Annotated in this window: 5 protein-coding genes and 1 pseudogene; 1 reads left to right on the top strand and 5 read right to left on the bottom strand. The window is 51.3% G+C overall.

Annotated elements, in window-relative coordinates; all coding sequences use genetic code 11:
- Window positions 1–8: 8 nt before the first annotated feature.
- Window positions 9–3,091, top strand: a pseudogene (locus tag EZ315_RS07965) (DUF6298 domain-containing protein).
- A 73-nt stretch (window positions 3,092–3,164) separates the two neighbouring features.
- On the opposite strand, the gene EZ315_RS07960 reads toward EZ315_RS07965, so the two are convergent.
- The 5 genes from EZ315_RS07960 to EZ315_RS07940 all read right to left on the bottom strand — a co-directional run bounded on the left by EZ315_RS07960 (window position 3,165) and on the right by EZ315_RS07940 (window position 12,656).
- Window positions 3,165–4,043, bottom strand: coding sequence for a DMT family transporter (locus tag EZ315_RS07960; RefSeq protein ID WP_262709758.1), 879 nt, complete (start codon window positions 4,041–4,043; stop codon window positions 3,165–3,167).
- Window positions 4,044–4,267: 224 nt separating this feature from the next.
- On the bottom strand, window positions 4,268–5,584 hold the full coding sequence (locus tag EZ315_RS07955; RefSeq protein ID WP_370463736.1) for an alpha/beta hydrolase family protein: 1,317 nt from the start codon (window positions 5,582–5,584) through the stop codon (window positions 4,268–4,270).
- Window positions 5,585–5,618: 34 nt separating this feature from the next.
- Window positions 5,619–8,375: an alpha-L-rhamnosidase gene (locus EZ315_RS07950; RefSeq protein ID WP_135471597.1), complete on the bottom strand. Its 2,757-nt coding sequence runs from the start codon at window positions 8,373–8,375 to the stop codon at window positions 5,619–5,621.
- Window positions 8,376–8,385: 10 nt separating this feature from the next.
- Window positions 8,386–11,709, bottom strand: coding sequence for an MGH1-like glycoside hydrolase domain-containing protein (locus EZ315_RS07945; protein ID WP_135471596.1), 3,324 nt, complete (start codon window positions 11,707–11,709; stop codon window positions 8,386–8,388).
- The gene (locus EZ315_RS07940; protein ID WP_370463734.1) at window positions 11,706–12,656 is read right to left on the bottom strand and encodes a glycoside hydrolase family 43 protein; all 951 of its coding nucleotides are present in this window, start codon (window positions 12,654–12,656) and stop codon (window positions 11,706–11,708) included. The genes EZ315_RS07945 and EZ315_RS07940 overlap by 4 nt, the downstream gene beginning before the upstream one ends.
- Window positions 12,657–12,704 lie beyond the last annotated feature (48 nt).

The following is a 12,704-nucleotide window of genomic DNA, read 5'->3' as shown; positions in this document are numbered from 1 at the left end:
AACAAAAAATGAATAAATCACTTCAATTAGGCCTTGCCTGCCTTGCATTACTGTCATTTTCCGCAGAGGGTTTCCCTCTCCAGGTAAAGGACGGTAAGCTCATATATGAGACCGATGCGCAGGGCAACCGCATTCTGGACTACTCCTATTGCGGTTACCGTAATTCGTCGACCCCCATACCCGACATAAACAAAGTGGTGGTGTCGGTGCCATGGAAAGCAGGCGACAACACCGAACGCATACAGCGAGCCATCGACTATGCCTCGTCTCTGCCTGTAGGCAAAGACGGATTCCGCGGAACAGTGCTTCTCGACAAGGGGGAGTTTGAAATCAGCGGGAGCCTGCGCATCTCGGCATCGGGCATAGTGCTCCGCGGCATGGGTGAAGGTGTCACCACCATCAGGAAAAACGGCTCCGACCGCGGCGCGCTCCTCTATGTGGAGGGGGTCTATGATCCGGTTGTCACCGATACAGTCAGCATCACATCAGGCTACGTCCCTGTCAACAGCACAGCATTCAGCGTCGACGGTGCCGGAAAACTCAAGGCAGGCGATCGCGCCTTCATCCTGCGCCCCTCATCCAAAGAGTGGATAGCATCGCTCGGTTGCGACATCTTCGGAGGCGGCATCAGTGCCCTCGGATGGAAGCCCGGTGATGTGGATATGAGATGGGACCGCAGCATATCAGCTGTGAACGGCAGTGGGGTCACCATCGACTCGCCTGTGAGCATGGCTCTCGACAGCACATGGGGAGCATCACAGCTGCTCACCTACACCTGGAAAGGACGTATCTCGGATGTGGGTGTCGAATACCTCTCGCTCGTATCGGACTACAACAGGAAGTACCCCAAGGATGAGGACCATTGCTGGGACGGCATAAGCGTGTCGAACGCCGAGAACTGCTGGGTGCGCCAGGTCGATTTCAAGCATTTTGCCGGAAGTGCGGTGATACTCCAGCCCACGGCATCACGCATCACTGTGGAGGACTGTATCTCCACCGAACCAGTGTCGGAAATAGGCGGTATGCGCCGTTCCACATTCCATACGCTCGGTCAGGAGACACTGTTCCAGCGTTGCTTCTCAGCCAACGGCATTCATGATTTCTCAGCAGGAATGTATGCCGCCGGGCCCAACGCCTTCGTGCAGTGCGACTCACGTGAATCGCTCGGCTTCAGCGGGTCCAATGACGCATGGGCTCCCGGACTGCTCTTCGACATAGTGAATATCGACGGAAACAACCTCGCATTCAAAAATCTGTGGCATAACAAAAACGGCGGAGGTTGGAACACCGGAAACTCTACGTTCTGGCAGTGCACCGCCGCCGAAATAGAGTGTTTCTCCCCCGCTCAGGACGCCAAGAACATAGCTTACGGCTGCTGGGCTCAGTTCGTGGGTGACGGAGAATGGGCACAGTCCAACAATCATGTGCAGCCACGAAGCCTCTTCTATGCCCAGCTCGCCGAACGTCTCGGCAAAGAGGTGCCCGAGGCGCAGTCACGCATACTGCCCATGCCTACCAACGCCACCAGCAGCCCTACAGTAGAGGCAGCAATGAAGCTTGCCAAGGAGGCATACACCCCGCGTATGACAATGACAAGATGGGTGGCCGAAGCTCCGTTCACAGCCTCAGTCTCTGCCGACGGGGCAAAGATTGTGGATGATATAAAAGTGAAGCAGCCGCGCATAGCACAGGCTCCTGAACATCGCTACGACATAATAAACGGTGTGATAGTGATGGATGGCGCGACACTCACAGGCGGACGGCAGGAGGTGCCATGGTGGAACGGCAAGATCAAGCCGAGCCAGACTGTCAAGGCAAAGCCTCATGTGACACGCTTCGTGCCTGGACGCGAAGGTCTGGGACTCACTGACCGCATTGACTCCACCCTCGCATACATGGACGAGAAAAACATTGTGGCCCTCGACCATAACTACGGACTGTGGCTCGACCGCCGCCGCGACGACCACGAACGCATACGCCGCCCCAACGGCGACGTGTGGGCTCCTTTCTATGAGCAGCCGTTCAGCCGCAGCGGTGAGGGGACAGCATGGGACGGAATGAGCCTATATGACCTCCGACGGCCTAACGCATGGTACTGGGGAAGACTTGACGAATTTGCCGACAAGGGTGCAAAATCGGGTAAGGTACTCTTCAACCAGCACTATTTCCAGCACAACATCCTTGAGGCGGGAGCTCATTGGGTGGATTCGCCGTGGCGTTCGTCCAACAATATCAACTCCACCGATATGCCTGAACCTGTACCTTTCGCAGGCGACAAGCGCATATTTGTGGCCGACATGTTCTATGATGTCAACCATCCAGTGCGCCGCGAGCTACACCGCAACTACATCCGCATGAACCTTGAACAGCTTGGCGACGATCCCAATGTGATCCATTTCATAAGTGCGGAATACACCGGACCACTGCATTTCACCGAATTCTGGCTCGACGAGATAGCAGCTTGGGAGAAGGAGACAGGCAAGGATGTGAAAGTGGCACTGAGCGCGACCAAGGATGTGCAGGATGCCATCCTCGCTAATCCCAAGTATAAGGATGTGGTCGACATTATCGACATCCGATACTGGCACTACAAGACCGACGGCATCTATGCCCCGAGGGAGGAAAGAATCTCGCACCGCGTCAGCATGCTCGCAAGATGAAGGTGGGAAAGGTGACATTCGATGAGGCTTACAAGGCTGTGAACGAATATCGTGAAAAATATCCCGACAAGGCGGTCACATACTACGCACAGAACTATCCTGACATGGCATGGGCTGTGTTCATGGCAGGAGGCTCGCTCGCCGGCATACCTCAGACCGACAATGACTTCCTTTCCGAAGCTGCCGGCATGAGCATAACCGGCACTGCCGACAATAATTACCGCATGCTCGGCAAACAGGACGGATGTATCGTGTACTCAAAGGGTGCAGGCAGCATTGATGTCAGCCTCGCTCCTGGAAAATACATGCTCGCCTCCATCAATCCCAAGACCGGCGAAATGACCATCGTAAACAAGAAACTTACCATAAAGGGTGACTACACTCTCACAACACCCGATTCAACCAAAGTATTCTGGTTCAAGAGACTTTGACACCGGGAAATAATGGAATATATCTGAATTGCACCCCAAAAGTCATACCTAAAACTTTTGGGGTGCAATTTCTTTATGATATACGTTTTCTTTTGCCTAAATTGGTTATCGCCATGCCTATAACTATTACACCCATCGCCACAACCTGTATCCATCTAAGCTTATCTATATCCATCATTACAGCTGAAATGGAGGCAAAAACAGGTATCATGTACTGATACAACGACACAAGTTCCGAACCGATACGTTTGATGGCAGGCTGAACGAGAAAATAAGCAAGAAAGGTCGGGCAAACAAGTATAAACGAGATTTCAAGCCATGGGATTATACTGGAGGTCTTAAATATAGGCATATACTGCATGCCCGGAATAAGAAAGAGTGCCGGTATAGCTGAAAAAAGGAATACCCACCGCAACATGGTAACAGGGCGATACGTATGACTCGGTTTTTCAAGAATCACCAGATACAATGCATAACATATAGCAGATGCCGTAGCAAGAAGATTCCCTAAAAAATTATCGCTTCCACTCACTCCTCCCTTACCGTAAAGAATCACTATCAACGCCCCCGCAAAGGACACAAATACACCAGCATACTCCAACAACGATGGACGCCTCCTCTGAAATATAACACCGATAAGTATTACAAACATCGGTGGCAATGTCATAATTATGGAAATGTCGATTGGATTGCCGTAACGCAATGATGTGACAAACAGGTAAATGAAACCGAAAAGCCCTACAAATCCTCCCGATATGAGTCTGAGCCAATCCTGAGGGGCAATGCGATCACATTTAACAAACACAGATGTCAGCCAAAACAAAGCGGCACCAAGCACCAGTCTTACCACAATGATACCCTCTGCCGTCATCCATTCCGGGATAAGTGCTTTTGTCACAGAAATATTCACTCCCCAAAATATCGATGCGAGCAACATGCAGGCATTCCCCATCAAAAATCCTGAAGCATGTAATGGTCCTGTCCCATTAACGTCTGGTCTTAAATCTGATTTCATACTATAATAATTCAGTGCCTATACTATCAATAGAACACTCATTACGAGTACAAGTTTATCAATAAAACATCTAAGCATGACAACAGAGAGGGCGGAATGTGGCTATAATACCTACATTCCGCCCTATGATTTAGGGATATTATGATATTATCTACACTGTCCTATTTTTTGAACCGTATAGCATTTGCCGGCATGAGTGAACCGTCAGGCCCGAAACTGTAAAGTGCCTCGAACGGCTCAATGGTGACCTTTGATTCATCAAGCCTGGAACGGTCAAGCCCAAATACATTGATGAAGAAGTCGTAGACCGCATTACGCTTGTTTGGACCGAAATCGTGCCCCTCGGATGGAAGATGCACGTTGCTCACCTTATCGGCAGCATTATAGAATCCGTAAACACGCTGAAGATAGGGGTACTCAAGCACCGGGACCGCGGAGGTCCAGTCCTTGCCATCGGACACTACACACATAGGTCGCGGAGCAAAGGCAGCGGCGAGTTCGGCATTGCATGTGCCACCGCCTGCGCGCTGTATCGGCATACCGCTTTCGCAAGGACATCCGCCATCGAAATGCGATGCCAGACTCACCACAGGGCAAGCCGCAGTGTAGCGAGGATCTATGAGCGACAGGAGTACAGTCTGAGTGCCACCCCCAGAACCTCCATTGACTCCAATCCGTGTGGGGTCCACATCCTTTCGCTCCATCATAAAATCGAGGATCGAGATGCCGTTCATAGCCTGTATCACATGGGCTTCGGCTGTCTGATGAGCCTCGCTGCCCACCTGTAGAGCAGACTCACCCCATGCATAGAGGTCATAATCGACACATATGGCACCCATACGCGCGAGCGTGGCAAGACGCTGCTGCTGAGCCTTGTTGTAACGACCGTTGCCAAAATGTCCGTTAGGGCATATGATGAGCGGATGTTTCCCCTTTACACCTTTGCCTGACGGCTCATAGATAGAGCCGCACACATAAAGCCCGGGATAGGTCTCAAGATAGAAATTGCGGACGGAATATCCGTCAAATTTTCTCACCTTTGAAAACACAGGCTTCCCACCCACTCTCTTAGCGAGAGCCTGGTCTATGGTGAGGAGTTCACGCACCTGACGGCTGAGACTGTCACGACGCGCCTCCCATGAAGCCTTGTCGGAATAAAGCGAGGACATGTAAGCAAGAAGCTTCTCTCCGTCAGGCACAGTGCGGCGAGCCTGTTCGTATGACTTTATTTTATAGGTGCGGGCATCCTGCTTGACAAACTTGAAGTCAAACGGACTGAGCACATTTGTCAGGGACTCCTCTACGGAGTAAGGGCGGACGCGGGAATCGGCATAGCTGAGTTTAAGCCCAACAGTATCCACATTATATTTCAATCGCACATTGAAACGCTGTGATATGTCATTGAGCACATCGCCGAGCGGACGTGTATAATGCCCTTCAAATGTATTCTGGGCAAAAGCAGGAACGGCAAGGAGCATAGCTCCTGCTATCATGGATAATGGTTTCATAATGTTAATTCTTGATAATGTGGTGACCTGACGATATCTTCCGCGGGGAGATGTCACCGGGAAGATACAGGTCGGCAGTAGTATTGGCAGGGATAGCGACCTCACAGGTTATCTTACCGTCAGATGCCCGGGACCATTCAACCGTAACGTCTCCGTAAAGGGTCCTTGTCTTGCCCCTGACGTGGCTAAGATCCCCTACCACCGAGGGACGTATTATCATGTGTTGCATGCCGGGACGCTCTGGATCAGACTGTATGCCGACGAGTGAACGGAAAAGCCACTCATCAATCTGCCCCATCATAAAATGGTTCCAAGACGATCCCTGACGCGGGTCCCATTGCTCGGTGAGAGTGGTGGCTCCGAATTTTAGCTGAAATCCGTAACCGGGAGCCTCGTAATGATTGTGCATCCTGTACATGAGCGAGTCAAGACCGTTATCGGCAAGCGTACGGAATAGGTAACGGTTACCGACATCGCCGGTAGTGAGGCGGTCACCATGCTCACGTATGTCTCCGATAAGATTGGCAAGAACCGCATCACGAGTTCCCTCAGGCACCATATCGAGAAACAGGGGAAGAGCATTGGATGTCTGGCTTCCTGTACCGTAATCGCAAGTCGAGGCATTGAAGTATTTCCTGTTGAAAGCCTCACGCACCTCTCCGGCAAGCCGTGAATACTTCACGGCATCCGCATCGTTTCCCACAAGGCGTGCAGCCTTGGCAATATAACCGAGATCCATGTAATAGTGGGCCGAAGCAACAAGCCCTACAGGTGTGTTGCGTGAAAAACCGGCGCGAAAATCACCATAATCATACCAGTCACCAAGCCCGAAGTCTATAAGATTGCCATCGGCACGCGTGCCAAGATAATCGACATAAGCCTTCATCTGCGGATAATAGTCCCTGATGAGAGAATCGTCTCCGTAAGTCTCATAGTACATCCACGGAGCCACAAGGAGGGTAGCACCCCATTCAGGTGATTCGGCGAAAGCATCCATTCCGGGGCCCTGGAATATTATGTACTGTGGAGCTATGCTCGGCACCATACCGTCAGCCCGCTGACTGTCGGATATGTCGTGAATCACTTTAGGAAGATAGGCTGTGAGATCATAATTGAACAGAAGGCTCGGACCATTGAGATGCACCTGTTCCAGCCATCCGAGTTTCTCACGATGAGGACAATCAGTGAACACCGACTGCATGTTGCTGCGCTCGGCATTGCGTATCAGACGGTGAGCCGCCGTGAGCACAGGACTGGAGCAGTCAAACTCGCTTACCTCAGGAGCCGAATTGTATATAAAGCACGAGCGTATGTCCTCAACCACAGGTAGCTTATCAGGATTTGGCTCGCCCGCAAGCACCGCACCCTCAAGCTGTATGTAACGGAACCCATAATATGAGAACCTCGGGTGCCATGTCTCCACGCCATCCCCCTTGAGGGTGTATGTGTAGATGTGCTGGCGTCCTGTCTGCTTCTGGTTGGCGGCATTCTCGGCAGTCATGCTCTCGGCAACAACCATCGTAACCTTCTGTCCGGCACGCCCCTTGACCGAAATCTCGGGAAACCCGGCAAGGTTCTGTCCCATATCAAGCATGATTGCGGACGGGTCGACAACACGTTTGGTGGATACCGACGCTTTCTCGACCTCCTCGGCAGTCAGTTTGTGGCTGCTCCTGACACCGAAGTGCTCCATAATCTTCACAGGCGGTGCAAGCTGAGAGGTGAGTCTCCCCTTAGGAGCACGCTGCTCTACCACGTTCTTCCATCTATGGTCATCGAAACCAGGTAAATTCCATCCATACTGCTCAAGGCGCGCATCATAGTCCTCCCCGCCATACATGGAATGGAAAGTGATGGGGCTGAGATCATATTTCCATGCAGCATCGGTAGATATAACCTCCGAAGATCCATCGGTGTAGCGCACAAGCATCTTCAGCCATAGTGTCTCAGGACCGAAACCTATCTGAAGCTTGCTGTAGCGGTCACCTCTCACGACATTGTAAAAACCGTTGCCGAGAAGCACTCCTATGGCATTCTCACCTTTTTTCACAAGTGAGGTCACATCGTAAGTATTGTAGTAGACCGTATGCTCGTAATCGCTCCAAAGAGGGGTGAACTCACCGTCACCTACTTTCCTGCCGTTGACCGACAGTTCGTAATGCCCGAGGCCGCACACATATACCGTAGCGTCTGAAATCCTGCGAGGGAGCTCAAACTCACGGCGAAGGAGTATACTCCTGTTTGCCATAGAATCCACCTTCTCCCATTTAGCCTTGACCTCAGGCTTTTTCCATTCGGTATAAGGATAATTCCTTCCATCGGGAAGCGCAGCCTTATCATAATCGACTGCACCTATCCATGAACCAGAAAGGAAGGCTGCATCGGGAGCTATGCGAAATTCTGAACGCGGGCTCCAAAGTGATTCCTTTCCGTTTTCGTCCCACACCTTTACACGCCAGAAATAACGGTCGGCAGGGATAAGCTCCGGCCCATGGTATCTCACCAGCTGGCTCTGGGATGAACGGACCCTGCCGCTGTCCCATACACGCCGTTGCTTTTTTCCGTCATCACGGAAAAGCTCTATCCTGTAAGCCGACTGCTCAGCCCCGGCTGCTCCGGTGAGCTGCCATCCGAAACGTGGCGCACTGACCTCAAGAGCGAGAGGGTTCTCGGACATCTCCACTGTCATCCGAGTCACCTCCAAAGCATGGGAGGCGACAGCGAATGCCACAGAGCATAATAATATAAGGAAGCGTTTCATACATTACAGACTATAATACATTCCTGCACACCAGTCGACCCATATCAGCGCGATTGCCTACGATCCCGCCATCGACCATCACAGTCAGACCCTTGCCCTGATGATAGCGGCTACCATCCTTATCCCAAATGATTGTGACATTATGACCATGATAAGGAATATTGTCAAGAGCAAACCAATCCCATGTACCTGCTGGGACAAGCGGATTCACCTCTATATCATTGCCGTCCTGAGGACGCAGACCACAGATGCCTGTGATGACAAGATCGTTGAATGTGGAATGATTGTAATAACGGCTACGCTCCTGATCACCTTTGAGCCAATATCCGGTCACCTCGTCAAGATACTCACCGATATAGGGGCGGCCGCGATGATGCTGCGACTCCACATAGAGTTTCATCTGTGCGAAATATGTGCTGTCGCTCACCACAGGATTCTCTTCACTATTGAGATAATTGGCGAGAGCTGTGAGGGTCTGCGCCGAAGCGAAGGGCCAGATGGCACCATCCCATTCACACTTGCCTACACCTCGGGTGCGGAATTCAGGATGACGGCGTTCGGCAGTGGTGAGACCGTAAGGAGCCGAAAAACCTTTCTTGTCATTGAGCTGAAGCCATGCGGCATCATACTTTCCGGAATCAGGAAGATTGAAATACCATGGTATATACCCTATCGCCTCGCGAGCCATACATATGGTGTCGCCTCGCACAGTTTCAAAAAACTGCTGCTCGTCACTCCAAAGACGAGACTGCACAAGGTCCTTCATCTCCTTGGCTTTACCTTCATAAAAGGCTTTCTCGTCGGACTTTCCGAGCTTATCGGCGATCGCAGCAAGAGCCTTGGCGTTGCCATACATGTAACTGTTGATGGACGGACGTGCATTGCGAGTGCGCCGACCTCCGCTGATGCTCTCCTCCATACCGTCAGCTACATCGCGCTGCCAGTAAAGACCGTTGGGGAGACGGTTGGATTCCTCCCATCGGGCATACTCCGCCTTAAGGTCGGCATACATCGCTTCAAGCCTCTTCAAATCACCGTTGACGAGATAACGACCGTAGACTGCATCGGGATTCCACGAGCTGAACTTCATCATCTTGTCCATGGGCTTCCCTTCGTTGCCGTGATACCATGTGTTGATGATACCGTCGAGATACTTCTGATCACGCAGCCAACGGCTCTCATAGATATGATGACCTATGGCACAGGCTATGAGATTGTATTTGTCAGAATAGTTGCGGTTGACGAGAAACTCGGTCATGCCATATCCTACCGGAGTGTTCTTGATATGCTTGCGTAGGGTCCACCACCGATAGTAATACATCTCCTCCATATCCTTGTCAGGACATTCGAACAGAGGTATGTTCTCCATCATCCAGTCAGAAGCCTCACTGTTGGGTATCGCCTGGGCGATGTTCTCATCCTCCATATTATTGAAATAATCGACATATGGAGCATAGTCGCCATAACGTAATACAGCCGAAGAGCCGTCGATATCGCGCGAAGATGTCCTGAAATTGGCTATACGGAACTTAGCCTCCTTATCCACATCGTTGGCTCGCGGATTGTCATTGTAAGAATCGGCCTCGGTGTCGACATTCGGGAAGTCGGAATGGGCACCTGTGCGGAACACAACGCGCTCAACTGCCGCTACCGGGGCAAAGAGCATGCGGGTAGCCTTCTTTTCACCATTGACATACACAGTGGAATTTCGGTTGTCGAGAGTGAGGTCAACCTTGACATGATAAGATTTACCAGGCTCGTAATTAAGAATCTTGCCATAGCGGGCACCACCCTTGGAACGGAACTCTCCATCGGGTGTGAGGTCAAGGCGGGCACAGGCTGTGCCCTTGTCATCCACAAACTCGATGAGAAGATTGCCATGGTCGTTCTGTTCAGCCATGATATCAAACTCCACGCTAAGCTCGCGTGTGGACGGAATCTTGCGTTCCACCTTGGATACATCAAATGGGTCCTTGTCAGCCAAAGTCAGCCAAGTGTTGCCATCCTTCTTCTCCAATGAGACAGGAGCCCATACAGGTGAATATATGTTCCACATGGTGAGGTCGGACAGCTTGCCGAAATCAGCGAAATTCTCATTGGCATGGGCTGTTGCCTCAGTACGCACCGGCACAGGGACACGTGCCACCCACATGTCCTCTTTTCCGACACTGTAGGTGAGCCACAGGTCTCCATCCTCGGGAGTGCCGTTTCCTTCCTGTATGCCACGCACATACTGCGGTCCGTATGACTTGTACTGCCCTGCATAACGCACAGGAGGGACCTCGCCGTGCACAAGATTGAGGGTAGTGTAGTTCAGTCCGTCAGAGCTGAGTGATATGCCGAGAGGCCAACGGTACTCGGAAGGATTGTATACTGTGGCATATGTGCCGTCACTGAGTCTCTGCCCCCATATCTTGGCATTGCTGTTGACAAACCCCTTGGCACGGCTGACAGGCTCATGCCAGGTGTTGCCGCCATCCTTGCTTACCGAGGTGAGAGCATGTTTCCATAATGAGGCTATATCACCGTTAGGGAGAGTGTACCAGCAGAATGCCTTGTAAGGATTTTTGAGAGGGAGCATAGGATCATTACGGTCGGCCTCCTCTACCATCTGCATACGGTAAAGTGGGTTGTCAAGAATCTCCTGACAAGCCTCGCGGAATCCTTTGTCCTTGCTCTTCCTGAAATTGGGATAAGCAGTGTTCTTCTCGTTGAAATCGTGATTGTAGTAGATGAAGTAGACAGGCCCGAAACTTCCGTCAGGAAGAATCTCGCGTACCACACGCCCTATACCGTTTCCGTCATTAGGATCATCCTTCGGATGAAGAGCTATACCATAGTTGCCGATTGCGAGAAGACGGCCTGACTTTGACACATAGAATCCCACACGCTGATGCATAACAGCGTCAAGGTTCTTAGCTACACCGTCAACACCTTTCTTAGTGAATCCGTCCGGAACAGGATACACAGGAAACAGCACTTCAGGTGCGGTCCAGTTATATCCGTCAACGGAGGTCTGCAACAGTGTGCGACCCGCACCTACATGCTCGTCAACAGGATTTGAAAGATAATGCATATAGAACTTGCCATTCCAATATGCCATCATGGGCTGATGGTTGTAGGTCCAGCCGTTCTCGTTCTGATGGTACAGATCATAACGGCGGTTGGCACGCATGGTCTGTATGTTATGGACTCCCACCACAGGTGACAGTCCGCCATCATGACGGTTAGGGTCGGAAAGCTTGCTGCCGGTATAATGCACCAGATTCTCCGCCCCGGCAAACATTGCTGCCGCCAAGGCGGCACTTATTATCATTACTCGCGATGTGTTCATTTCTTTCGGGCTTCAATAAGTTTTTCGACTACACTCCTTGGTGCACGGAATATGGTTCCATGCTTGTGACCCGACGGCACGCTTATGCTATCGGTGACATCGGTGAATGTCTTGAAATCAGAGGTCTTGTGCGCACTGTAGATAAACTTTCTGTAAGTGTCGTAGTAGATATAATACTCGTCACCGACTTTGGCGACAGAGGGGCCTTCGGTGAAGGATTCGGTGAAAGGCTCCGAAGCGGCGGTGTAAGGGCCTTCGGCATCCTTGGCAAAGGCAACCTTTATATTGCGGTTGGGACGAGTGTTGTCCTTGACCACCATTACATAATCCTCAGGTCCACGCTTCACAAGTGTGGCGTCAATACAGCTGAAACCAGGCTCATAAAACAGCTTTGGATCACTGAACGTAGTGAAATCCTTAGTTGTCACATAATAGAGACGATGATTGTTCTTCTCCTCCTCTATGCCGACATCGAATCCGGCATCAGGCACACATGACGCATAGACAACCATATACTGCCCCTTGACATCATCATAGAACAGTTCCGGAGCCCACAGATTCTGAGTGGACACCACCGAGTCCATTGCAGGAATGCGACGCTGCTCGCTCCAGTTGACAAGGTCCCTGGAACTTGAATATCCGAAACCAGTGTCACCTTTCCAGGCTATAGTCCACACGAGATGGAAAGTGCTGTCAGGACCCACCACTATGGAAGGGTCACGCATTATGCTGTCGCCGAGAGTCGGAGCAAGCCATGTGCCGGCGATGCTGTCCCAATGTATGCCGTCCTCGCTATAGAGAAAACGCAGACCTTCGTCGGCCGGCTCATGGAAAGAGGTGAACATATACAGATCGTCGCCGGTCTCATTCCCTGCACCCTGCTGATTGCATGAGCACATGGCAAGAGCGAGACAACCTGTGATTATTGTAGCAGCAAGAATTCTCATAATATAAAAATAGCTGTATGGTAATAGATATGAAAAATAATGAAAACG

The sequence above is a fragment of the Duncaniella freteri genome (assembly GCF_004766125.1).
Lineage (GTDB): Bacteria > Bacteroidota > Bacteroidia > Bacteroidales > Muribaculaceae > Duncaniella > Duncaniella freteri.
Note: the sequence above shows the minus strand (reverse complement) of the source record. Positions and strands in the feature narration are given on the sequence as shown.